Annotated in this window: 25 protein-coding genes and 1 riboswitch; of the genes, 14 read left to right on the forward strand and 11 right to left on the reverse strand. The window is 69.4% G+C overall.

The features are described from left to right. Positions 1–123: 123 nt before the first annotated feature. A complete protein-coding gene (locus C6569_RS17340; protein WP_106750054.1) occupies positions 124–504 on the reverse strand; it encodes a VOC family protein in 381 nt (126 codons plus the stop codon). A 102-nt stretch (positions 505–606) separates the two neighbouring features. Further along, the gene (gene hrcA, locus C6569_RS17345; RefSeq protein WP_245898358.1) at positions 607–1692 is read right to left on the reverse strand and encodes a heat-inducible transcriptional repressor HrcA; all 1086 of its coding nucleotides are present in this window, start codon (positions 1690–1692) and stop codon (positions 607–609) included. A gap of 169 nt (positions 1693–1861) precedes the next feature. On the opposite strand from hrcA, the gene rph reads away from it, so the two are divergent. The 8 genes from rph (at position 1862) to C6569_RS17385 (ending at position 8215) form a co-directional block, all read left to right on the forward strand. Next, complete coding sequence (rph, locus tag C6569_RS17350) at positions 1862–2575, forward strand: ribonuclease PH (RefSeq protein ID WP_106750055.1); 714 nt, start codon at positions 1862–1864, stop codon at positions 2573–2575. Beyond that, positions 2572–3207 (forward strand): non-canonical purine NTP pyrophosphatase, encoded by a 636-nt coding sequence (locus C6569_RS17355; RefSeq protein WP_106750056.1) that lies wholly within the window; start codon positions 2572–2574, stop codon positions 3205–3207. Before rph ends, C6569_RS17355 begins: the two co-directional genes overlap by 4 nt. Positions 3208–3285: 78 nt before the next feature. Continuing rightward, positions 3286–3409: riboswitch (TPP riboswitch) on the forward strand. Continuing rightward, a complete protein-coding gene (locus tag C6569_RS17360; protein ID WP_106750057.1) occupies positions 3403–3804 on the forward strand; it encodes a hypothetical protein in 402 nt (133 codons plus the stop codon). (Overlaps the previous riboswitch by 7 nt.) 21 nt (positions 3805–3825) lie before the next feature. Continuing rightward, positions 3826–5724 carry a phosphomethylpyrimidine synthase ThiC gene (thiC, locus tag C6569_RS17365; protein WP_106750058.1) on the forward strand — a complete coding sequence of 633 codons (1899 nt, stop codon included), beginning with the start codon at positions 3826–3828 and terminating at the stop codon, positions 5722–5724. 318 nt (positions 5725–6042) lie between these two features. Further along, complete coding sequence (locus C6569_RS17370; protein WP_146144835.1) at positions 6043–6555, forward strand: hypothetical protein; 513 nt, start codon at positions 6043–6045, stop codon at positions 6553–6555. Positions 6556–6612: 57 nt separating this feature from the next. Then, entirely contained in the window at positions 6613–7125 is a 513-nt protein-coding gene (locus C6569_RS17375) for a hypothetical protein (protein ID WP_106750060.1), read from the forward strand. 116 nt (positions 7126–7241) lie between these two features. After that, positions 7242–7547 carry a hypothetical protein gene (locus C6569_RS17380; protein ID WP_106750061.1) on the forward strand — a complete coding sequence of 102 codons (306 nt, stop codon included), beginning with the start codon at positions 7242–7244 and terminating at the stop codon, positions 7545–7547. Positions 7548–7585: 38 nt separating this feature from the next. Continuing rightward, entirely contained in the window at positions 7586–8215 is a 630-nt protein-coding gene (locus C6569_RS17385; protein WP_106750062.1) for a class I SAM-dependent methyltransferase, read from the forward strand. Between the two features lie 27 nt (positions 8216–8242). Here C6569_RS17385 and C6569_RS17390 read toward each other — a convergent pair whose 3' ends face one another. The 4 genes from C6569_RS17390 to C6569_RS17405 form a co-directional block, all read right to left on the reverse strand. After that, positions 8243–8704: a hypothetical protein gene (locus tag C6569_RS17390; RefSeq protein WP_106750063.1), complete on the reverse strand. Its 462-nt coding sequence runs from the start codon at positions 8702–8704 to the stop codon at positions 8243–8245. 3 nt (positions 8705–8707) lie between these two features. Continuing rightward, positions 8708–9370, reverse strand: coding sequence for a hypothetical protein (locus C6569_RS17395; RefSeq protein ID WP_106750064.1), 663 nt, complete (start codon positions 9368–9370; stop codon positions 8708–8710). A gap of 396 nt (positions 9371–9766) precedes the next feature. After that, positions 9767–10162 carry a hypothetical protein gene (locus C6569_RS17400; protein WP_146144836.1) on the reverse strand — a complete coding sequence of 132 codons (396 nt, stop codon included), beginning with the start codon at positions 10160–10162 and terminating at the stop codon, positions 9767–9769. A gap of 231 nt (positions 10163–10393) precedes the next feature. Further along, positions 10394–10930, reverse strand: coding sequence for a DMP19 family protein (locus tag C6569_RS17405; RefSeq protein ID WP_106750066.1), 537 nt, complete (start codon positions 10928–10930; stop codon positions 10394–10396). Positions 10931–11096: 166 nt separating this feature from the next. Here C6569_RS17405 and C6569_RS17410 point away from each other — a divergent pair, with 166 nt between their 5' ends. After that, positions 11097–12107, forward strand: coding sequence for an NADP-dependent oxidoreductase (locus C6569_RS17410; protein ID WP_106750067.1), 1011 nt, complete (start codon positions 11097–11099; stop codon positions 12105–12107). Positions 12108–12111: 4 nt separating this feature from the next. On the opposite strand, the gene C6569_RS17415 is transcribed toward C6569_RS17410, so the two are convergent. Beyond that, positions 12112–12639 carry a VOC family protein gene (locus C6569_RS17415; RefSeq protein WP_106750068.1) on the reverse strand — a complete coding sequence of 176 codons (528 nt, stop codon included), beginning with the start codon at positions 12637–12639 and terminating at the stop codon, positions 12112–12114. Between the two features lie 118 nt (positions 12640–12757). Beyond that, positions 12758–14035, reverse strand: coding sequence for a hemolysin family protein (locus C6569_RS17420; protein WP_106750069.1), 1278 nt, complete (start codon positions 14033–14035; stop codon positions 12758–12760). A 192-nt stretch (positions 14036–14227) separates the two neighbouring features. Between C6569_RS17420 and dapD the strand changes: the two genes are divergently transcribed. The 4 genes from dapD (at position 14228) to dapE (ending at position 17272) form a co-directional block, all read left to right on the forward strand. Beyond that, the gene (dapD, locus tag C6569_RS17425) at positions 14228–15070 is read left to right on the forward strand and encodes a 2,3,4,5-tetrahydropyridine-2,6-dicarboxylate N-succinyltransferase (protein WP_106750070.1); all 843 of its coding nucleotides are present in this window, start codon (positions 14228–14230) and stop codon (positions 15068–15070) included. A 22-nt stretch (positions 15071–15092) separates the two neighbouring features. Beyond that, positions 15093–15560, forward strand: a complete 468-nt coding sequence (locus C6569_RS17430; protein ID WP_106750071.1) for a DUF805 domain-containing protein — start codon at positions 15093–15095, stop codon at positions 15558–15560. Positions 15561–15642: 82 nt separating this feature from the next. Then, a complete protein-coding gene (locus tag C6569_RS17435; RefSeq protein WP_106750072.1) occupies positions 15643–16098 on the forward strand; it encodes a DUF805 domain-containing protein in 456 nt (151 codons plus the stop codon). Between the two features lie 13 nt (positions 16099–16111). Further along, the gene (dapE, locus tag C6569_RS17440; protein WP_106750073.1) at positions 16112–17272 is read left to right on the forward strand and encodes a succinyl-diaminopimelate desuccinylase; all 1161 of its coding nucleotides are present in this window, start codon (positions 16112–16114) and stop codon (positions 17270–17272) included. A 7-nt stretch (positions 17273–17279) separates the two neighbouring features. Here the strand turns inward: dapE and putA are convergent, their stop codons facing one another. Beyond that, entirely contained in the window at positions 17280–20372 is a 3093-nt protein-coding gene (putA, locus tag C6569_RS17445; protein WP_106750074.1) for a bifunctional proline dehydrogenase/L-glutamate gamma-semialdehyde dehydrogenase PutA, read from the reverse strand. A 130-nt stretch (positions 20373–20502) separates the two neighbouring features. Here putA and C6569_RS17450 point away from each other — a divergent pair, with 130 nt between their 5' ends. Next, the gene (locus tag C6569_RS17450) at positions 20503–20967 is read left to right on the forward strand and encodes an Lrp/AsnC ligand binding domain-containing protein (protein WP_106750075.1); all 465 of its coding nucleotides are present in this window, start codon (positions 20503–20505) and stop codon (positions 20965–20967) included. A 3-nt stretch (positions 20968–20970) separates the two neighbouring features. Here C6569_RS17450 and C6569_RS17455 read toward each other — a convergent pair whose 3' ends face one another. Then, complete coding sequence (locus C6569_RS17455) at positions 20971–21168, reverse strand: hypothetical protein (protein WP_106750076.1); 198 nt, start codon at positions 21166–21168, stop codon at positions 20971–20973. A 115-nt stretch (positions 21169–21283) separates the two neighbouring features. Then, the gene (locus tag C6569_RS17460) at positions 21284–23629 is read right to left on the reverse strand and encodes a penicillin acylase family protein (RefSeq protein ID WP_106750077.1); all 2346 of its coding nucleotides are present in this window, start codon (positions 23627–23629) and stop codon (positions 21284–21286) included. Positions 23630–23717 lie beyond the last annotated feature (88 nt).

Raw genomic sequence — 23717 nt, forward strand, 5'->3', positions numbered from 1 at the left:
CCGCCTGGGTGCACCCCCCACCCGGCCCTCCGCTACGCTCGGTCACCCTCCCCGTCGCAAGCGGGGGGGAGGGGTGACGCGGGCCTCGCGCCATTGTCGGATGGGAGGCGAGGGTCGACGCCCTCAGCTCGCCGGGGCCGCGGCCGGCTTCATCAGGCCGAGCACGGCGCCGGCCGGATCCTCGACCACGGCGATGCGGCCGACATTCGGAATGTCCAGCGGCTCCTGCAGCACCTGGCCGCCGCTGCTCGTCACCGCCGAGACCGCCCGGTCGAGATCGTCGACCTGCACATAGGAGAGCCAGCCCGGCTGGGATTCCGTGTCCTGCGGATCCATCGGCATGATGCCGGCGGTCGGCGTGCCGTCGGGCGCCTTGGCGATCCAGTATTCGCCGTCCGGCATCGGGAACGGGTCGAACGTCCACCCAAGGGTCTGGCCATAGAAGGCCTTCGCCTTGGCGATGTCGTTGGTCATCAGCTCGTTCCAGTTGAACCTGCCGCTCATGCGGGGCCTCCTCCTTGGATGCGCGCGGCGGGAGATGTCCCCGCCGTCGACGGCAAGGAAGCATGGTCCGATTGCAGCCGGGCGACAATGAGGCAGAGGCGCTCAGGTGATGAGGCGCGACAGGACGCGGGCCGTGTAGTCCACCATCGGCACGATGCGGGCATAGTTCAGCCGCGTCGGGCCGATGACGCCGAGCACGCCGACGATGCGGCGCTCGGCGTCGCGATAGGGCGCCACCACCATGGACGAGCCCGACAGCGAGAACAGCTTGTTCTCCGAGCCGATGAAGATGCGCACGCCCTCCGCCGTCTCGGCCCGGCCGAGCAGGTCGACGAGGTCGCGTTTGGATTCGAGGTCGTCGAAGAGCAGGCGGATGCGCTCGAGGTCCTCCATCGCCCTGAGATCGCCGAGAAGGTTCGCCTGGCCGCGGACGATCAGCTTGCGCTCGGCCGGCTCGCCGCCCGACCAGGAGGCGAGGCCCGCCTCGACCAGCTTCTGTGTCAGCCCGTCGAGCTCGCTGCGCGCCTGGTCGAGGCTCTTCTGCATCTCGGCCCGCGCTTCCGCCAGGGTGCGGCCGCGGATATGGGCGTTGAGGAAATTGGAGGCCTCCACCAGCGCCGAGGGCGGCAGCCCCGCCGGGATCGGCACGATGCGGTTCTCCACCTGCCCGTCCTCGGAGACGAGGACGACCAGGGCCCGCTCCGGCTCGATGCGGACGAACTCGATGTGTTTCAGCCGGACGTTGCTCTTGGAGGTGAGCACGACGCCGGCGCCGCGCGACAGGCCGGAGAGGAGCTGGGTTGCGTCGGCCAGAACCGATTCGAACGACTGACCGCGGGCGGAGGCGGCCACCTGCGCCTCGATGGCGTTGCGCTCGTCGGCCGCGAGGTCGCCGAACTGCATGAGCGCATCGACGAAGAAGCGCAGGCCCGTCTCGGTCGGCAGGCGGCCTGCCGAGGTATGGGGGGCGTAGATGAGGCCGGCCTCCTCGAGGTCCTGCATGACGTTGCGCACCGACGCCGGCGACAGGGTCATGGGCAGGATCTTCGACAGGTTGCGCGAGCCCACGGGCTCACCGGTCGCCAGATAGCTCTCGACGATCTGGCGGAAGATCTCGCGCGAGCGTTCGTCGAGCTTGGCCAGCGCCGAATTGGCGAGCGCCTGCAGCTTCTGGTCGGATCGCGGGATTTCGGCGGACAAGGGGCAACCTCCACCGCAAATCTGGTGGCAGCGGCGGCTTTGATCAAGCATCATTTCCGCCGATGCCGGGATCGTGCGGACGGCGCCGCCCGTCCTTGCCGCGCCGGCCGTTCGGCCCTATGACCCGCCGATCCCCTCTCGTGGAACGGAATCCGCCATGCGTCCCTCCAAACGCGCCCCCGATGCGCTGCGCCCCGTCTCGCTGGAGCGCGCCGTCGCCCGCTATGCGGAGGGCTCCTGCTTCGTGAAGTTCGGCAACACCCATGTGCTCTGCACGGCCTCGCTCGAGGAGAAGCCGCCGCCGTGGCTGCGCGGCCAGGGCCGCGGCTGGGTGACGGCGGAATATTCCATGCTGCCGCGGGCGACGCTGGAGCGCACCCGCCGCGAGTCGACCTCGGGCAAGCCATCCGGCCGCACCCAGGAAATCCAGCGCCTCATCGGCCGCTCGCTGCGCACCATCGTCGACCTGCCTGCCCTCGGCGAGCGGCAGATCACCATCGACTGCGACGTGATCCAGGCCGACGGCGGCACCCGCACGGCGGCCATCACCGGCGCCTGGGTGGCCCTCCACGACTGCATCGCCTGGATGACCGCCCGCTCCATGCTGAAGGTGAACCCGATCCGCGACCATGTCGCGGCGGTCTCCTGCGGCATCTACCAGGGCACGCCGGTGCTCGACCTCGACTATGCCGAGGATTCGGAAGCCGACACGGACGCCAATTTCGTCATGACCGGCGCGGGCGGCATCGTCGAGATCCAGGGCACGGCGGAGAAGACCCCCTTCAGCCAGGAGGAACTCCTCGGCCTCCTCGACCTCGCCCGCGGCGGCTGTGCCCGCCTCGTCGACCTGCAGAAGACGGCGGTGGCATGAGCGCCCGGCTCGGCCCCGGCACGCGGCTGGTCGTCGCCACCCACAATGCCGGCAAGCTCGCCGAATTCCGCGACCTGTTGGGGCCGCACGGCATCGACCTCGTCTCGGCCGGCGAACTCGGGCTGCCCGAGCCGGCCGAGACCGGCACGCTCTATGCCGAGAACGCCGCCATCAAGGCCCGCGCCGCGACGGATGCCACCGGCCTTCCCGCCATCGCCGACGATTCCGGCCTCGCCGTCGAGGCGCTCGACGGCGCGCCGGGCCTCTTCACCGCCGACTGGGCCGGCCAGCCCCGCGACTTCGCCGCCGCCATGGCCCGGGTCGACCGTGAGCTCACCCTGCGCGGCGTCACCACCGCCGGCGCCCGGGCCCATTTCGTCTCGGCCTTGGCCCTGACCTTCCCCGACGGCTCGCAGCAGATCTTCGAGGGCCGCGTCTTCGGCACCCTCGCCTGGCCGCCGCGGGGGACGAAAGGCTTCGGCTACGATCCCATGTTCCTGCCCGACGACCACGCCCTCACCTTCGGCGAGATGAGTGCGGAGGAAAAACACGGCCTGCCGCCGAAGGGCGAGGGTCTCTCCCACCGCGCCCGCGCCTTCATGGCGCTGCAGAAGGCGGTTTTCGGCAGTTGAGCCGGGCAGGGACGGGCGCGAGCGCATCACGGCCCCGCGTCCCTCCGCTTGACTTCGCCGGCCAACCATCCACATTGGACCCCGTCCAAGGGGGGCCCCGACGAGGGGGCTGAGAGGCCGCACCGTTCCGATCCGGAACTCCGCAGCGACCCTTGAACCTGATCCGGGTCATGCCGGCGGAGGGATGGGACGCACATGCTGACTTCAGTCTATTTGGCGCGCCTGATCGGCCCGGTCATGCTGACCGTGGGGATCGGGCTCCTCGTCCGGCCCGCCGCCTATCGCGCGGCCGCCGACGAACTCGCCAAGAGCTCCGCCCTGATCGTCCTCTCCGGCCTGCTCATGATGCCGGCCGGCCTCGCCATCCTGCTGTCGCACCGGGTCATCGGCGGCGACTGGCGCATGCTCATCACCCTGATCGGCCTCGCCCTCTTCGTCGTCGGCGCCTGGCGCATCGTCGCGCCCGACTGGGCGGCCGGCGTCGCCCGGCACCTCATCGTGCGCGAGGGGACGCTCAAGATCGCCGCCGCGATCTGGCTCATCCTCGGCGCCATCCTCACCATCGCCGGCTACTGGCCGCAGTCACCCACGCCATAACGAGCCCACGGGAGATCCCGCATGAACGCCCCGGTCAAGGACATCAAGGCCGCCGTCACCACCGGCCCGCTGCCCGCCTCCACCAAGATCTTCGCCGTGCCGGAGTCGGCGCCGGACCTGCGCGTGCCGCTGCGCGAGATCCAGCTCCAGGCGGGAGCGAACGAGCCGAACGTCGTCGTCTACGACACCTCCGGCCCCTATACCGATCCCTCCGTCGTCATCGACGTGGAGAAGGGCCTGCCCCGCACCCGCGCCGCCTGGGTCGCCGAGCGCGGCGGCGTCGAGGCCTATGACGGCCGCGAGGTCCGCCCCGAGGACAACGGCCATGCCGGCAAGCATCTCGCCCGCGCCTTCCCGCTCGCCAACCAGCCGCTCCGCGGTGTCGGCGACGCGCCGATCACGCAATATGAATTCGCCCGCGCCGGCATCATCACCAAGGAGATGATCTACGTCGCCGAGCGCGAGAACCTCGGCCGCAAGGCCATGCTGGAGGGCGCCGAGACGACCCTCGCCGACGGCGAGAGCTTCGGCGCCGAGATCCCGGCCTTCATCACCCCCGAGTTCGTGCGCTCCGAGATCGCCCGCGGCCGCGCCATCATCCCGGCCAACATCAACCACCCCGAGCTTGAGCCGATGATCATCGGCCGCAACTTCCTGGTGAAGATCAACGCCAACATCGGCAACTCCGCCGTCTCCTCCTCCATCGAGGAGGAGGTGGACAAGCTGGTCTGGTCGATCCGCTGGGGCGCCGACACGGTCATGGACCTGTCGACGGGGCGCAACATCCACAACACCCGCGAATGGATCATCCGCAACTCGCCGGTGCCGATCGGCACCGTGCCGATCTACCAGGCGCTGGAGAAGTGCGGCGGCGACCCCGTGAAGCTCACCTGGGAGCTGTTCCGCGACACGCTGATCGAGCAGGCCGAGCAGGGCGTCGACTATTTCACCATCCATGCCGGCGTGCGCCTCGCCTATGTGCCGCTCACCGCCAACAGGGTCACCGGCATCGTCAGCCGCGGCGGCTCCATCATGGCCAAGTGGTGCCTCGCCCATCACCGGGAGAGCTTCCTCTACGAGCATTTCGACGAGATCTGCGACATCATGCGGCGCTACGACGTCTCGTTCTCGCTCGGCGACGGCCTGCGCCCCGGCTCCATCGCCGACGCCAACGACGCCGCCCAGTTCGCCGAGCTGGAGACGCTGGGCGAGCTCACCCAGATCGCCTGGAAGAAGGGCTGCCAGGTGATGATCGAGGGGCCCGGCCACGTGCCGATCCACAAGATCAAGATCAATATGGACAAGCAGCTGAAGGAGTGCGGCGAGGCTCCCTTCTACACCCTCGGACCGCTGACCACCGACATCGCGCCGGGCTACGACCACATCACCTCCGGCATCGGCGCGGCGATGATCGGCTGGTTCGGCTGCGCCATGCTCTGCTACGTCACGCCGAAGGAGCACCTCGGCCTGCCCAACCGCGACGACGTGAAGGTCGGCGTCATCACCTACAAGATCGCCGCCCACGCCGCCGATCTCGGCAAGGGCCATCCGGCGGCACAGCTGCGCGACGACGCCCTCTCCCGCGCCCGCTTCGACTTCCGCTGGGAGGACCAGTTCAACCTCGGCCTCGACCCCGAGACCGCCCGCGCCTACCACGACGAGACCCTGCCGAAGGAAGCCCACAAGGTCGCCCACTTCTGCTCCATGTGCGGCCCGAAATTCTGCTCCATGAAGATCACCCAGGACGTGCGCGACTACGCGGCGACCCTGAACGATCCCGAGCGGCGGGCGGTGGCCGGCGCCGACGGGATCACGGCGGAAGAAGGCATGGCGCAGATGAGCGAGAAGTTCCGCGCCATGGGCGGCAAGGTCTACGTCGAGACCACGGAAGCCGTGAAGGCCAGCAACAAGGTGCTGTGAGGCCCGCGTCGGCCGCAGTCTCCGGCCGGCTGCTCAGGCGGACGCGCCGATTTCGAACGATCCCCTCCCGGCAACGGGGAGGGGAAGGTGGGGAGCTTGGCTCCCGATCCGGCGCGCAGCGCGCGCGCCGCTGCCGGTATCTCCGTAACATCACTTACGCTTGGGAAGCCTGTCCGACCTTTCGCGACTGCGGGTAACGCGCTACGGTTCCGACAACCGGAGGATGGTGGGCACCCTTCCGGGATACCCCCACGTCCCCTATTGCGGATCGCCACCGTGTTCATTTCCCATCGTGCCCCCCGCGCGCGGACTTTCGCCGTGCCCGCCGCCCTTGTCTTGCTCGCGGCTCTCGTCTGTCTCGCCCCGACCCCGGCCGCCGCCCAGCGCGACGCCTGCAACGACTATGCGAACCAGCAGATGTCCTTCGACCAGCGCGCCAGGCAGCAGCGCTGCACCGGCTGGACCGGCCATTCCAACTACCAGGCCCACTACGACTGGTGCCGCCGGCAGACGCCGCAGCGGGTCCAGCAGGCGGTGGCCGACTGGGGCTCGGCCTTCCAGCGCTGCCAGTTCCAGGCGAGCGGCAGCCCCGCCGCCGGCGCCGGCCGGCCGGCCTGGAACATCCAGTGGGTGCAGGTGGGCGGCGGATGGCGGTCCGGTGTCTACCGGGTCGCGACCGACCGCTGCACCCATGGCGCCGCCGGCTCCTACTGCGGACCGAACGAGGACTGGCGCGGCGAATACGGCAACGGCGCCGTGACGCAGTGGCGCCGCGGCGGCTGCCAGAACCCCGTCATCTCCATCCGCTGCACGGTCACCCGCGCGCCCTGAAGGCGGTGCTGCCGGACCTGCCGATCCAGTCTCACGATCCCCAACAGGAAAATGGTCATGTCCACGTTGATCCACGCCTCGCTTTTGCGGACTTTCGTCGCGGCCGCCGCCCTCGTGCTCGCAGCCCTCTTCTCCCTCTCTCCCGCCCCCGCCGCGGCGCAGCGCGACCGCTGCGCCGACTATGCCAACGGCATGGTCGCGCAGGACCAGCGGGCCCGCCAGATGCGCTGCCCCGGCTGGAACAGCCATTCCAACTATGGCGGCCACTACAACTGGTGCCGGGCGCAGACGCCGCAGCGGGTGCAGCAGGCCATCTCCAACTGGCAGACGCGGTTCCAGGCCTGCCAGTTCGCCGCCGGCGGCAGCCCGGCCGCCCGTGCCGACGCTTCCCGCTGCGTCGCCTATGGCGACGAGATGGTCCGCATGGACCGGATGGCCCGGCAGCAGGCCTGCCGCGGCTGGAACAGCCATTCCAACCGCAACAATCACATCCAGTGGTGCCAGTTGCAGACGCCGGAGCGCGTCAACCAGGCGCTGAGCAACTGGCGCCAGCGCCTTAGGGGCTGCTGAGGCCGAAGCCTCCGCGCGACGTGCCGTGCTTCCGCCGGACGGGCCGCACCGTCCGGCGGGTCTTGTCGCCACCAGCCCAGCCTGAGGCCGAAGCCTCTCCACCGGGAGCCCGTCCCATGAAAGCCATCACCTCCGCCGCACTCGCCCTCGCTCTCCTGATGCCGACCGCCGCCGGCGCCCAGATCTTCAGCAACGAGGAAATGTCCTGCGTTCAGTACGGCAACTGGGCCGTGCAGGAGATCCGCCGCGCCCAGGGCCTCGGCTGCGACGTGCAGCGCGCGAGGGAAATCCTCGAACCCCGTCCCCACATGACCTGGTGCATGCGCCAGACCGACCAGATGATGCGCCGGGCGGCGCTGATCCACACCACCGGCGTCGCCCATCGCTGCGCCCAGCAGGGCATCGACGTTCGCCGACGGTGAGGCGATGATGGCGCGGCCCCCGCAGGAGCACCGTCGCCATGACCAGACCACCCGGCTTCGACCACTGGGAGGAGCGCTTCGCCGGCGCCGAGTTCCGCTTCGGCCGCGAGCCGAACCCGTTCCTCCTCCACTGCAAGCCGCTTCTGCCGGCGTCGGGGAAGGCCCTGGCGGTGGCCGATGGCGAGGGGCGCAACGGCGTCTGGCTCGCCCGCCAGGGTCTCGACGTGGTCTCCACCGACTTTTCGCCGACGGCTCAGGCGAAGGCGCGGGCGCTCGCCGCCGAGCACGGCGTCGCTGTCAGCCTCATTGAGGCGGACGCCCACGCCTGGGACTATCCGGAAGCCGCATTCGACGTGGTGGCGGAGATCTTCACCCAGTTCTCGCCGCCCGAGGGCCGGGCGCTGAAATGGGCCGGCATGAAGCGGGCGCTGAAACCCGGCGGGCTCCTCATCGTCGTCGGCTACACGCCGAAGCAGCTCGACTACGGCACCGGCGGGCCGAAGCAGCTGGAGAACCTCTACACCCGCGCCATGCTGGAAGAGGCCTTTGGCGACTTCGCGGATTTGTCCATCACCGAGGAGGAGACGGAGCTGCAGGAAGGCGCCGGCCATTCCGGCATGTCCGCGGTGATCGGCCTGACGGCGAGGAAGAGGAAGGGAAGCGGGTGAAAGCCCTCCTGATCGGTAGCCGAAACCCTAGGCGGAGACGCCGAACGGATTGGGGGTGGGCGGCCAGTCCCCCCAGTCCAGGGGCTGGTCGTCGGCTCTGATGGGCCGGCCCAGATGAAACGCGATTGTCTTGAGGTGCCCCGGCAGCAACGCCCTGATCAGCCCGTCCAGAACGACGTCATGCCGTACATAGAGACCCATTTCGGCCCGGGGCGTTTTGAGGTCGTCAGGGCAGCACGCGACGACGATCTCCCAGTCCGGCATGTCGTGAAGGGTACGCCTCAGGGCCTCGACGAAATCTGCGGTCAACGTCCTGTCGGGGACGTAGACCTTGATCTGCCGGACACCCCAGTAATCCTCGTGGATCCAGTAGCTTCCGCGGGCGAGTGTGCCGTCGTCGTCCCCAAAAATTGCCAAGGCGCCACGCATTCTCTCGTATAGCCGGTCGAACTCGCGGACTTCCCATTCCCTTTGCGCGTCGGATTTCATGGTTCAATCCCTGATTCTGTAGCGCCGGAGCAGATAGTAGAGCTGCCTTCTGTAGATCTGGAGGTTGAAATCGCGGATCCGCGGGTCCGTTGATGATCGGATCGAGGCAGCGAACTCACGGGCCTGCGCGGCGGTCATATCCTGCGGGCGGATACCTCTCTCTGCCAAGAATTGGTCCAATTTTTCTCGCACTGCGTCGTTATAAACTGCATGTGCCGTGCTCCATCCATGGCGAGGCCCCAAAAGTGGGCCCGTCTTTTCACGGTCGAATGCGCGAATGGCTTCGTCTGACAAATGCAATTCCTTCGCCGTGGCCACGGCTCCGGGAACGAAATGGTGGCCATTCGCAGCAACTTCGATCCAGTCACCAGCAGTGCTGTCCTGAACCTCGTCAAGTTCTCCCGGGCTTCCCCCAAACAGGCTCGTCCACTGCCCGCCGTCCGGGTTGCCTGCGGGAACCCTTGGTTGATCGGGATTGTACGCGCGCTCGCTGGCGGCCCGACCGAACGCCTCCATCGCCCGGGCAAGGCGCAAGCCCTGAACATGCGCCTTGAACTGCAGGATTTCCCGGCGGGCCGATGCCAGCAACAGTCCGAAACGCTTCCAGGCTGCGAGTTCTTCGGCCTCGGCCCGGACACTCCTCCAATCGACGTTCGTTTGTCCCATCGACCAACTCCAATGATGGAACTGTTCCTACTATGTCCTTTATCCTATGTAAAGCATATTTTCCTATTTAGCCGCAGATTGTCTCCTTCGCAAGCGGGGTGAGGAGAAGCGCTCGCGTCTGATGGCGCCGCGAGACTTCCGGACGCCCTCCGGCGACAGCTGCAATCGATTCAGGCGGCGCACCGACGCGCATCGAGCCCTCCCCCCGCCCAGCCGAGGATAGGGTGGCCCGCGCGTAGCGGAGGCACGTGTGGGGGCTCATCGGCAGTTCCGGTCGAGCCGTCGTCACCCCCCACCCCTGGCCCCTCCCCTCCGCAAGCGGGGGATGGGAAGCGCCAGCCCGATCGATGCACGGAAGCGTCGAAGACGCCTCCGCAGAGTCGCCGGCGCCTCCTTTCACGTGGTGACGTTGTAGGCGTGCACCGTCGCCGTCGTCAGGTCGCAGTCGAAGACGATCGTCACCCCTTCGTAGTCGCCCGAGCCCCAGAGCGAGACGCCGACAGTAGCCGGCGGCGTCACGCAGACCACGAGCTGTCCTTCGGGTCGATCGGGCATGTTGGGGAATCGCTTGGCGAAATCGGCATAGCTGCGCGGTGTCGCCGTCGCGAGCGCCAGCGGTACGAAGGGCAGCAGGGCGGGGAAGTCGCGGTATGGCCAGTCGTCGAGTGACCGCGTGGTGGACATGTGAACCACCTCGACCGGGCCGTTGGGCACGAGCCGGTATTTCATCTCGCAGCCGTCGAAACACATGCCGTAGATCAGGGGAAAACTGGAGATGTAAGGACGGCTCAAGGCGGGGATCACGCTGGCGCTGAGGCACCCTATGGCGTGGAGCCGCCGGGGACCGTGCGCGAGGCCCGTTACCTCGCGTTCGAGCGGACCGCCGAAGCAGATCGACGTCAACCTGTTGGCTCTCACGAAGGTGTAGTCCACCCCGTCGCAATGGGCGTGGAGCAGTCTCTCTTTGGCCGCGCGCATGCGTCGCCCCCTCTTCGATGACATGCCGAAGTCGACATCCCCGCCCTATTGCACCTGCCCGAGATAGCGCCGGAACAGACCCTCGTTGGCCGCGAGCCACGACAGGAGGGCGAGATGGGCGTCGTCGCCGTAGAAGACGTGTTGCCATTGGCCGTCGTCATAGGCGCGGGCGCGGTCCAGAAACTCGCCGAACAGCGGATAGGTGTGGACGAGGAAATTGCGCTCGGCGATGGCGCGCCGCTTCGTGGCCATGGCGTCCGCCTCGCTGTGCAGGCAGCAGCGGCGCAGGTCGCCCAACGCCTCAGCGTGCCGCGGCGCGCCGGTCATCGGATAGGCCTTCTCGGCGATGTCGATCATGAGCCGCCAGTGCGGCAGGCAGTTCCAGAGAAACTGCCCCCATCCGCCATTGGCGATGTTGTATTCGATAGACCCCAGGACGAACAGCATCCGCACCTCGAAGGGCTCGGCCGCCAGGGTGTGATAGTCGGGTTCGCCCCATTCCGGGCCGGTGCCGTATTTCTCGTCGAGATGGGTGGCTACCGCATCCCACAGGGCCCGGCCCTTTCGCTGCGCATCATCCATCCCGGCGCCCCCTCGGCTGGAACAGGCAGGCACGGCACTGATGTTGCCATTTTGTTCTGTCCTAATTCCTCCGTCAAGCGGCGCGTTCCAGTCCCAACGGGGGAGATGCGGCGAGGGCCCCGCCGTGCTTCTCTTGCGCCTCCCCCTCAGCCGCGAACCCCATCTCATGCCCACCTCCCGCCGCGTCGTCCTCGCCGCCCGCCCGGACGGCATTCCGCAGGCCGAGCATTTCCGCATCGAGGCCTATGAGCCGGCGGACCTGAAGCCCGGCGAGATCCTGGTGCGCAACCAGTTCCTCTCCGTCGAGCCGGCCATGCGCGGCTGGGTCTCGGCGGTGGCGAACTATGCCCAGCCGGTCGGCATCGGCGAGGTCATGCGGTCCTTCGCCTCCGGCGAGGTCGTCGCCTCCAACCATCCGGGCTATGCCCCTGGCGACAGGGTGACGGGGATGTTCGGCTGGCAGGAGATGGCCGTGGTCCCGGCCTCCGCCGTCTCGCGCAAGGTGACCGAGAGCGACCTGCCGCTCTCCACCTCGCTCGGCGTCCTCGGCCTCAACGGCATCACCGCCTATTTCGGCCTCCTCGACGTCGGACAGCCGAAGCCCGGCGACACGGTGGTGGTCTCGACCGCGAGCGGCTCGGTCGGCTCGGCGGTGGGGCAGATCGCGAAGATCATGGGCTGCCGCACGGTCGGCATCGCCGGGGGCAAGGACAAGGTGCGGCAGTGCCTTGAGGACTTCGGCTATGACGCGGCCATCGACTACAAGGCGGTGAACGACATCGCCGCGGCGGTGGCGAAGGCCTGCCCTGGCGGCGTCGACGTCTATTTCGACAACACCTCGGGGCCGATCTCCGACGCCGTGCTGCCGAACCTTGCCATGGGCGCCCGCGTCGTCATCTGCGGCACGGCCTCGATCTCGTCCTGGGATCCCTGGCCGACGGGGCCGCGCCCCGAGCGGCATCTCCTCGTCAGGCGCGCCCGCATGCAGGGCGTGCTCGCCTTCGACTATGCCCATCGCTATGGCGAGGCGCTGGCGCGGCTGGCGGGCTGGATCCGCTCAGGCCAGCTCCGCTACGCCGAGGATATCCTCGACGGGCTCGAGGCCGCCCCCGACGCCATCGCCTCGCTCTATCGCGGCGACAACCGCGGCAAGCGCCTCATCCGCCTGCACGGCTGAGCGCTCAGCCCTTCGCCGGTGCCTCGGCGAGCAACGCCTGAAGGTCGAGGCGCTTCGTCACCATGGCGAGGGTGCCGTCGGGATTGCGCGGCCATTCGGCCTGCGGCCGGTCGCGGTAGAGCTCGACGCCGTTGCCGTCGGGATCGGAGAGATAGAGCGCCTCGGAGACCCCGTGGTCGCTGGCGCCGTCCAGGCGGATGCCGGCCTCCACCAGTCGGCGCAGCGCATCGGCGAGGGCCGCCCGGTGGGGATAGAGAATGGCGGTGTGGTAGAGCCCCGTCGTGCCGGGCGCCGGCGGGCGGCCGCCCTTGCTCTCCCAGGTGTTGAGGCCGAGATGGTGGTGATAGCCGCCGGCCGAGAGGAACACCGCCTGGTCGCCGTAGCGCTGCATCACCTCGAAGCCGAGCACATCGCGATAGAAGGCGAGGGCCCGGTCGAGATCGGCGACCTTGAGGTGGACGTGGCCGATGCGGGTGCCGGCGGCGACCGGGTCGGGATGGCGTTCGGCGGGCTGAAGCGCGGCGGGGGTCATGGCAGGTCTCCGGTGGGTGGCGGCTCTCCGCCGCCTTCTGTCCACAGATGACGCCTGCCCGCCCACCCCGCGAGGGGGGCAAGCCGATTCGTGCATCGGTGCAAGCGGGCCTTGCCGGTCAGGAGAGCCGCGTCGCCAGAATCTTGTCGATGCGCCGGCCGTCGAGATCGACCACCTCGAAGCGCCAGCCAGCCTTGTCGAACCCTTCGCCCACCGCCGGCAGCCGCTGCATCTCGTGCAGCACGAAACCGGCCACCGTGTGGAAGTCGCCCTCCGGGTCCACCGGCACGCCGAGCTGGATGGAGAACTCGTCCGCCGCCATCCAGCCGGCAACGAGCAGCGACCCGTCGGCACGCGCGGCGATGGCCGGCTCCTCGTCGTCCTCGTCCGGCAGGGCGCCGACGATGGCCTCCAGCACGTCGGTGGCGGTGATGATCCCCTCGAAATGCCCGTATTCGTCGAAGACCAGCGTCATGTGGGCGCTGGCGGCGCGCAGCGTCCTCAGCACGTCGAGGGCGGGCGTCCGGTCGAGCACGATCGGCGCCTCCTGCACCAGGCTGCCGTAATCGGGGCGGCCGCGGCCGCCGAGCGCCTCGATGAGGTCCTTCACCAGCACCACGCCGATGATGGAATCGGCATCGCCGTCCTGCACGGGCAGGCGCGAGCGGCGGGTCGTGCGCAGCCGCCGGCGGATGGTCTCCGCCGGTTCGGCGAGGTTGATCATCTCCACCTCGCGGCGCGGCGTCATCAGCCCCCCGGCCGTGCGGTCGGCGAGGCGCATGACGCCGGCGATCATCTCGCCCTCGGCCCGCTCGATCACGCCGGCCGTCTCGGCCTCGGCGATGATGGTCTTCACCTCCTCCTCGGTGACCTTGTCGCCCCCGTCGCTCTTCTGCCCGAGGAGAGCGAGGATCAGCCGCCCCGATCCGTCCAGCAGCCAGACGAGGGGCGCAGCCACGCGCGACAGCAGCGCCATGGCCGGCGCCACCGCCGCGGCGATGCGCTCGGGGTCGCGCAGGGCGATCTGCTTCGGCACGAGTTCGCCGACGATCAGCGAGAGATAGGTGATGAGCACCACGACCGAACCGACGCCGAGCCAGTCCGCCACGCCCGCCGACAGGCCGAGGCTCTGCAGCCCGTCGCCGGCGCGCACGCCGAGCGTCGCGCCGGAAAAAGCGCCCGAGAGCACGCCGACGAGGGTGATGCCGATCTGCACCGTGGAGAGGAAGCGGCCGGGATGATCCGCCAGGGTCAGCGCCACGGCGGCGCCGCGGCTGCCCTGGTCGCTCAGCACCTTGAGACGCGCGGGGCGGGAGGAGACCACCGCCAGCTCGGACATGGCCAGGACGCCGTTCACCAGCGTCAGGACCAGAATGATCGCTATCTCGAGGTACAAAGATCTCTCACGTGCTGCGGCACCCGCACCCGTCGGCGGGCCGCTTCCGGCTCCCTCATACAGGATGGAGAGGCCCCGGCACCATGCCCCCCGTGCGGGCCGCGCAATGGCGCTGCGGCGGGGCGTCGCTTGACAGGACCTGACGGCACGGGGACAAGGCGCGACAGATCCTGACGTCACGCGGAACCCGCCATGTCCCACGCCCAGCTCCAGTCCGTCATCGAGACCGCCTTCGACAACCGCGCCGAGGTCAATGCGGGCACGAAGGGCGAGGTGCGCGAGGCCGTGGAGACCGCGCTGAACCTGCTCGATTCCGGCACCCTGCGCGTCGCCTCCAAGGAGACCGGCGCGTGGGTGGTGCACCAGTGGCTGAAGAAGGCGGTGCTGCTCTCCTTCCGCCTCAACGACATGACCACCATCGCCGGCGGCCCGGGCGACTCGTCCTGGTGGGACAAGGTGCCCTCGAAGTTCGACGGCTGGGGCGCCGCCGAATTCGGCAAGGCCGGCTTCCGCGCCGTGCCGAACTGCGTCGTGCGCCGCTCGGCCTTCATCGCGAAGAACGTGGTGCTGATGCCGTCCTTCGTGAACCTCGGCGCCTATGTTGACGAGGGCACCATGGTCGACACCTGGGCCACCGTCGGCTCCTGCGCTCAGATCGGCAAGAACGTCCACCTCTCGGGCGGCGTCGGCATCGGCGGCGTACTGGAGCCGCTGCAGGCCAACCCGACCATCATCGAGGACAACTGCTTCATCGGCGCCCGCTCCGAGGTCGTCGAGGGCGTCGTCGTCGGCGAGGGCTCGGTCATCTCCATGGGCGTATTCCTGTCCTCCTCCACCAAGATCGTCGACCGCCAGACCGGCGAGATCCACATCGGCAAGGTTCCGCCCTATTCGGTGGTCGTCTCCGGCTCGCTGCCCGGCAAGGCCCTGCCCGGCGAGAACTGGGGCCCCTCCACCTATTGCGCCGTCATCGTGAAGACCGTCGACGAGAAGACCCGCTCCAAGACCGGCATCAACGAGCTGCTGCGCGACTGACCGCGAAGGAAGGCACCCCGCCATGGCCGGGATCGACTGGACGAACCGGCAGATCTGGCTCGAGCCGGCGGCCTGGCGCTATCTCTTCCTCGATTTCGAGGGCCGCATCCCGCGCCTGCCCTTCTGGGTGGCGGCGGTGGCGCTCAACGTCTTCGCCTTCATCGGCGACCGCCTCGCCATGGATTTCGGCGGCCATCCCGCCGCCGCCGTGGTCGGCCTCGCCTTCCTCTATCCCTCGCTCGCGCTCGCCATCAAGCGGGCCCACGATCGCGGCCATTCCGACCTCTACCTGCTCTTCCTCTTCCTGCCGGCCTTCCTCGTCAGCCTGTTGCAGGTGCTCGGCTATTTCGACTCCGCCGGCCCCATGGGGCCCGTCCTCTCCGTCCTAGGCCTGTGGGTCCTCGTCGCCCTCATCGTCCTCGTCATCGATCTCGGCCTGCTGCGCGGCGAGGCGGGCCCCAATCGTTTCGGGCCCGACCCCCTCGCATGACACGCCCTTGAAACCTTGGGCGTTGACCTTGCCGCCACCGCCCGTCAGTCTCGGCGGGCCCGAGGGATCGCAGAGGCCCATCATGAACTTGCAACACCTCTTCCTGAACGGCGACGGCCGCATCGGCCGGCAGGACTTCTGGATCGGCATGGTCATCCTGATCGTCGCCAATATCGTGCTCGGCTTCGTCGCCGGCCTCGTCGGCTGGGCGGCAGCCGGCATCTGGGGCGCCGCCATCCTCGCCGGCCTCGTCGGCCTCGCCATGACGCTGCCGGCCTATTTCCTGCTGGTGAAACGGTCGAACGACCGCGACTACCCGCAGACCTATGTCCAGGCGCTGATGGCGCTGAACATCGCCTTCCAGATCAAGAACATGGTCGTGCCGATCGAGCTCGGCGGCCCGAGCCTCCTGTCCATGCTCTTCTCGCTGGCCATCGCGGTCGCCGGCCTCTGGGCCCTGGTCGATCTCGGCTTCTTCCAGGGCACCCGCGGGCCCAACCGCTACGGCCCCGACCCGCTGTCGGTTCCCGCATCCTGAGGACCCATCCCGCATGAGTGCAGATCCGGTCGCGCTGACGCGCGCCCTCGTCCGCTGCCCCTCCGTGACCCCGGCGGAGGGCGGCGCCCTCGACGCGCTGGAAGCGGTGCTGCGGCCGGCCGGCTTCGCCGTCGACCGGATCACCTTCTCCGAACCCGGCACGCCGGACGTGGAGAACCTCTACGCGCGCATCGGGACGGAAGCGCCCTATCTCCTCTTCGCCGGCCATACCGACGTGGTCCCGCCGGGCGATGCCGCGGCCTGGCGCCACGACCCCTTCGCAGGCGAGATTGCCGGCGGCGAACTCTACGGCCGCGGCGCGGTGGACATGAAGGGCGGCATCGCCTGTTTCCTCGCCGCCGTCCTCGATCATCTCGCGGCGAACGGCGGCAAACCTCAGGGCTCGGTCGGCTTCCTCATCACCGGCGACGAGGAGGGTCCTTCCGTCAACGGCACGGTCAAGGTGCTGGAATGGGTCCATGCCCGCGGCGAGCGCTTCGACCATTGCATCGTCGGCGAGCCGAGCAATCCGCAGGCCCTCGGCGACATGATCAAGATCGGCCGCCGCGGCTCGCTCTCCGCCATCGTCACCGTCGAGGGGCGCCAGGGCCACGTCGCCTATCCCGACCGCGCCGCCAATCCCATTCCCGTGCTGCTCGACATCCTCGCCCGGCTGACGGAACGACCGCTCGACGCCGGCAACGCCCATTTCCAGCCGTCCAACCTCGCCATCACCTCGGTGGACGTCGGCAACGCCGCCACCAACGTCATCCCGCAGACCGCCACCGGCCGCTTCAACATCCGCTTCAACGACGAGCACACGCTCGACGGGCTGAAAGCCTGGATCGAGGGCGTCGCGGCAGCGGCCGCAAGGCCCGGTATCACTGCGACCGTGACCTGGGCCCGCGGCAATTCTCAGAGCTTCATCACCAAGCCGGGGCCTTTCGTCGCGATGGTCAGCGAGGCCATCGCCGAGATCACCGGACGGCAGCCGGAGCTCTCCACCTCCGGCGGCACCTCCGACGCCCGCTTCATCAAGGACTATTGCCCGGTCATCGAGTTCGGCCTCGTCGGACAGACCATGCACGCGGTGGACGAGCGGGTGCCGGTCGCCGATCTCATGGCCCTCACCGCCATCTACCGACGCATCATCGACCGCTATTTCGCCGGCTGAGAGCGTCTCACCCCTCGCCGCCGGCGAGCAGGCTGGCATTGCCCCCCGCCGCCGCCGTGTTCACCGTCACCACCTGCTCAAGGGCAAAGCGCGGCAGGTAGTGAGGGCCGCCGGCCTTCGGCCCCGTTCCCGACAGGGCCGAGCCGCCGAAGGGCTGGGTGCCCACCACGGCGCCGATCATGTTGCGGTTGACGTAGACATTGCCGTGGGAGAGCCGCGCCACGACCTCCTCCACCACCTGGTCGATGCGCGAATGGATGCCGAGGGTGAGGCCCGTGCCGTTGCCGGCGATGGCCTCGGTGAGCTCGGCAAGCCGGCCGGCCTTCCAGGTCGTGACGTGCAGGACGGGGCCGAAGACCTCCTCGGTCAGGTCCTCCGGCCTCGCCACGCGGATGATCGCCGGGGCGACGAAGAGCCCCGCCGGCGCGCCTGAGGGAAGGCTCGCCTGCCAGACGAGGCGACCCTCGGCCCGCGCCTTCTCCACCACCGCCTCCAGCCGCGCCTTCGCCTCCTCGTCGATCACCGGGCCGACATGGGTCGCGGGATCGGCGGGATCGCCGATCTTCAGCTCCGCCGCGGCGCCGCGGATCATCTCCAGCATGCGCTCGGCCACGTCCTCCTGCAGGCAGAGGAGCCGCAGCGCCGAGCAGCGCTGGCCGGCCGAGCGGAAGGCCGACATGACCACGTCGTCGCTCACCTGTTCGGGCAGGGCGGTGGCGTCGACGATCATGGCGTTGATGCCGCCGGTCTCGGCGATGAGGGGCACGATGGGGCCGCGCTTTACGGCGAGCTGCTGGTTGATCTTCCACGCGACCTCGGTCGAGCCGGTGAAGGCGACGCCCGCGACCCGCGGCTCGCCCACCAGCAGGGCGCCCACGCGCCCGTCGCCCGGCACCAGCGCCAGCACGTCGGCGGGAATGCCCGCCCGGTGGGCGAGCGCCACCGCGGCGGCGGCCACAAGCGGCGTCTGCTCGGCGGACTTGGCGATGACGGCGTTGCCGGCGGCGAGCGCCGCCGCCACCTGGCCGAGGAAGATGGCGAGCGGGAAGTTCCACGGGCTGATGCAGACGATGGTGCCGCGGCCGCGCAGCGTGAGCCGGTTCTCCTCGCCGGTCGGGCCCGGCATGGCGAGGCCCTCGCCGAAGTGGCGGCGCGCCTCCTGGGCGTAGTAGCGGCAGAAGTCGACGGCCTCGCGCACCTCGGCGACGCCGTCGTCCAGCGTCTTGCCGGCCTCGCGCGCGAGCAGCGCGCAGACCATGCCGCGCTCCGCCTCCAGCGCATCGGCGAGCCTCTCCAGCGCCTCGGCGCGGGTGCTCGCCGGCGTGCGGCTCCAGGTCTTGAACCCTTCGGCCGCGCGGTCGAAGGCGGCCTTCACCACCGCCGCGTCCGCCTCTTCCACGGCGCCCACCACAGCGCCGTCCACCGGGCTCGTCACCGAGCGGATGGCACCGCGCATCGCCCTGCCGCCGACCAGCGGCCGGGCGCTGGCGGGAAAGCCCGCCGGTCCCTTGCCGACCTCCGCCAGGAAGGCGGCGAGCGCCTTGGCGTCGCCGAACTCGACGCCGGCCGAATTGACCCGGCCCGGGGCGTAGATGTCTTTCGGCAGCGGCAGCTTGCGCGGCCGCGCGTCCGCGGCATTGCCGATCCAGCTCTGCGGCCGCGCCAGCAGGCTCTCCACCGGCACGGCGGGATCGGCCGAGGCCGAGACGAAGGAGGAATTGGCGCCGTTCTCCAGCAGGCGGCGGACGAGATAGGCGAGGAGGTCGCGGTGGCCCCCGACCGGCGCATAGGTGCGGCAGGCCGCTTCGGGAAGCTTCGCCAGCAGGGAGTCGTACAAAGCCTCGCCCATGCCGTGCAGGCGCTGGAACTCGTAGCCCTCTGCGCCCCCGGCCTCCTCGAGGATCGTCGCGATGGTCAGGGCGTTGTGGGTGGCGAACTGCGGATAGATGCGTGGCCGCGCCGCGAGCAGGCGCCGTGCGCAGGCCATGTAGTTGAGGTCGGTCATCGGCTTGCGGGTGAAGACCGGGAAGTCCGGCAGGCCGCGCTCCTGCGCCCGCTTCACCTCCGTGTCCCAGTAGGCACCTTTCACGAGCCGCACCATCAGCCGGCGGTCGAGCCGGGCGGCGAGGGCGTCGAGCCAGTCGATCACCTGGAGCGCCCGCTTCTGGTAGGCCTGCACGGCGAGGCCGAAGCCCTCCCAGCCCGCGAGGGAGGGATCGGCGAGCACGGCGGCAATGACGTCGAGCGACAGCTCCAGCCGGTCGGCCTCCTCCGCGTCGACGGTGAAGTTGAGGTCGTGCGCCTTGGCTGCCTGGGCGAGCGTCAGGAGTTTCGGCACCAGCTCGCGCATGACCCGATCGCGGCTCACCGCCTCGTAGCGCGGATGCAGCGCCGACAGCTTCACCGAGATGCCCGGCCGGTTCGGCAGCGGCTCGTTGCCGGCCGCCTTGCCGATGGCGGCGATGGCGTCGTGGTAGGAGGCGAGGTAGCGCTCGGCGTCGGCCGCGGTGCGCGCGCCCTCGCCCAGCATGTCGTAGGAATAGCGGAAGCGGCGGGCCGAGCCCGCCCGGCCCAGCGCCTCGCCGATGGTCTGGCCGAGGACGAAGTGGGAGCCGAGGAGGCGCATGGCCTGGCGCGTCGCGGCGCGGACCGTCGGCAGCCCCAGCCGCTTGCCGAGCGTCTCCAGGATCCCCTCCGGGCTCTCGCCGGGATGGATGACGCGGGCGGTGACGCCGAGGGCCCAGGCGGAGGCCGAGACCAGCCAGGCCTCCGATTTCGTCGCCCGGTGGGCCCAGTCCGTGCCCGACAGCTTGTCCTCGATGAGGGCGTCGGCGGTGCGAGAATCCGGCACGCGCAGCAGCGCCTCCGCCAGCACCATCAGGGCGAGGCCCTCCTTGGTGGTCAGCGAATATTCGCGCAGGAAATCCTCGATACCGCCGAGCCCGCCGGACTTCGCCCGGATGGCGGCGATCAGCGCGCGCGCCCGCGCGTCGATCCTCTCCTCCGCCGCCGGGGAGAGGCTGGCGGTTGTGAGCAGGCGGCGGGCGACGGCCTCGTCGGCCTCGGCATAGGGGGCTTCGAACCGGGGAAGGGACGACACGGGCGGGCCTCGGTGGGGTTCATGGCGATATCGACAGGCTATCCGCAGTTCGACCGTGTTTCGAGGTGGCGTTTTGCCTTGTTCGCCGGACTATTCCCTAATCATCTCGCATCTGGTAGCGAATCCTTCGATGACGACACCTCTCGACGCCCTCGACCGCAAACTCCTCCGCCTCCTGCAGGAGGACGGCCGCATTCCGAATGTCGAACTTGCCGAAAGGGTCGGCCTCTCACCCACCGCCACCAGCGAGCGGGTGAAGCGCCTGACGCGTGACGGCATCATCGCCGGCTACGGGGCGCGGCTCGACCCGCAGAAGCTCGGCCGCGGCTTCCTGGTCTTCGTCGAGGTGACCCTCGACAAGACCACGCCGGACGTCTTCGACCGCTTCGCCACCGCCGTGGCGCGCGCCCCCGATGTGCTGGAATGCCATCTCGTCGCCGGCGGCTTCGACTATCTCATCAAGACGCGCGTCGCCGACATGGCGGCCTACCGCATCTTCCTCGGCGAGGTGCTCCTCTCGCTGCCCGGCGTGAGGGAGACGCGCACCTATGCGGTGATGGAGGAGGTCAAGGCGACGGCCAGCCTGCCGGTCTGAGACTCAGACCTCTTCCGTGACGGCCTCGTCCCGGGGGGCGGCCGGGGCGCGCGGACGCGGCGCGGCGAGGACGGATGCGGCCTGGCGCGCCTCGCGCGCCATGTCGACGAGACGGCCACCCTGGCCCTTGCCGCTGCGGATCATCACGTCGATCGCGGCCAGGGCTTGGTTCAGGCTGGCGATGGCGTCCCGGTGCGGCATGGACCTGTTCATCCCCTCTGGTCGTGACGGCCAGACGGTATGAGGGGAGGGTTTCAGCCGGGCGACACGAGCCCTGTGGATTGTTACCCGGCCGAAATACAGGACCTGAATCGGTTCAACCAGGCTTGCAGTCGAGCCTCGACTCCAGCGCGGCCTCCACCGCCGCCGCCGTATAGGGCAGCGGCGCGTAGTCGCCCGCCGCCCAGCGGGCGAAGAGGTCGCGGTAATGCGGCGAGGTCGGATCGCCCGACTGGCCCGGCGTGTTGATCGTCACCGAGCGGTCGAGGTCGGCGAGATCGACGACGAGGCGGAAGGACGACCCCATCATCGTGCGGAAATCCGTGCCCCGATAGCCGGTGTGCATCGGGGTGACCGACGAGCCGGCATGCGGCACCGGGCCGATCGCCCAGGCCCTGGCCTGGTCCTCCGGCAGGAGGAAGGACAGCGGATGCTCGAAATAGCCGTGATGCAGCTTGCCCCAGGCCCAGTCCGCCGGATCGGGCCCGAGAAGCTGCTTGACCTCCGCATGGGCCGCAGCGAGGGAGGCGAGAAGCAGGGCGTCGCGCGCCTGCGCGGGATCGCCGCCGAACCGGTCGTCGGGATTTTCGAGCAGGGCGAGGGTGCCGTCGACGTCGCCGGGCACCATGAGCGCGTGGAGTTCGGGCGCCACCACGGCGTTCCACAGCGCCTTCTTGAGGTGGCGCGACCACCAGACCTCGAACAGGGCGCCCGCGGCGGACGTGCTGGTCAGCGCGTGATCCCAGCCGGACAGCAGGGCGATGGCAGAGGCCGTCTCGGCATCGGGAGCCGTCAGGCCCGACAGCAGCTTGCCGAGGCGGCGGGCGGGAATGGAGACGACGTCGGTCTGCAGCGCCCTCGAGGTCGAGAGCGTGTGCGGCGAGACCGAGGCCAGCACCTCCTCGATGCGGGTTGCGCGCGAATAGTCCACCCATTCGAAGCCGAAGGGATAGGCCTTGTGGTCCCAGCCTTCCGGCACGTTCATCTCGTTGGCGGAGAAGACGAAGCCGCGCGCCGGATTGTGCACCAGCGGCGCCTGCGACCGGTCGCGCCAGCCGGCCCATTCGTAGCGGCCGTCGCCCGGCACCGGCAGCAGACCGTCCCAGTTGGGTCGGATCGGATTGATGCCCGCCGGCATCCAGGCGATGTCGCCTGCCTTGTCGGCGAAGACGAGGTTGCAGGAGGGCGTGCCCCACGTCACCGCCGCATCGCGGAACTCGGCGAGGTTCTTCGCGCGCATCAGCTTGTGGGCAACGAGATAGGGCGCCGTGCCCGGCTCGAAATAGGCGGCGCGCACCGCATAAAGCCGGCCGGCCGCGGCATCCTCATGGACCACCGGCCCGTGGCGGGTGAACTTCAGCGTCAGGATCTGGTCGTCGCAACCCTTGACCTTGATCTTCTCCTCGACCGTGCGCACCCGCTCCCAGCCCTCGCCGTAGCGGTAGAGATCGCGGTCCTCGGGGCTCGTCTCGTAGACGTAGAGATCCTCCTGGTCGATGTAGAAGATCGTCAGGCCCCAGGCGATCGTCCCGTTGTGGCCGATCATCACGCCCGGCACCGAGGGCTCGCCCGCCCCCACCACGTCGAGGGTCGGGCAGGTCAGGTGGAAGATCGTCCTGAGCGACGGCATGCCGTGGATGCGGTGGGGATCCGAGGCGAGGATCGGCATGCCCGTGTCGGTCCGGGAGCCGTGCACCGCCCAGTTGTTCGAGCCGGTGTACTGGGCGTCGAGCACCACTTCGAGCAGGTCGGTGGTCGAACGCCATTTCGGCGCATCCTCGAGGCTCGCCGCCAGACGCTCCTTCGAGAAGGTCGCATTGGCGGTGGCGAGCTTGATGACGTCGAGCACGGCCAGCGGCACGCTCGCCGGATCCAGCCCCTCGGGTACGACCGGCGTCACCTGCGGCTCGAGCCAGCGGCGCAGCAGGTCGGTGCGGTGGTCGGCCTTCCCATGGACCTGGCAGCGCAGGATTTCCGACAGCGCGTTGCGCGACAGCGAATGGGTGCGGATTCGCGAGACGTCCTCCGGCGCCCAGCGGGCCGGCTTCGTGCCGAGAAGACCGAACTCGAAGGGCAGCAGCGAGGGATCGGCCTCCGTCATGGCGACGAAGGCGTTGATGCCCCTGGTGAAGGCCGTGAACGTCGCCTTGGCCTCGGGCCCGTAGGCGGCGAACTCAGCCTCGCTGTCGCCGCGGTAGAGGAACAGCCGCGACGCGCGGTCCTGCTCGATGAAGCCGGGACCGAAATCGCCGGCGAGCAGGCCGAGGCCGCGCTTGCGGAACAGATCGATCTGGAAGAGGCGCTCGCGCGCCGCGTAGAAGCCCTGCAGGAAGAACAGATCCGCCTCGTTCTCCGCCCGGATATGGGGAATTCCGTTGGCGTCGATGCCGATGGACCCCGGCGCCGAAAGTCCGGGGAGCGTGAGCGTTTCTGTCTGGGTCATGGCCGTACAAGTCGCTGCGAGGGAGCCAGACTCTGCACGCCGGGCAGGGGCATGTCATCCTTTTCCGGCGCGAACGAGGCCTGCAACG

Source organism: Phreatobacter cathodiphilus (genome assembly GCF_003008515.1).
Classification (GTDB): Bacteria; Pseudomonadota; Alphaproteobacteria; order Rhizobiales; family Phreatobacteraceae; genus Phreatobacter; species Phreatobacter cathodiphilus.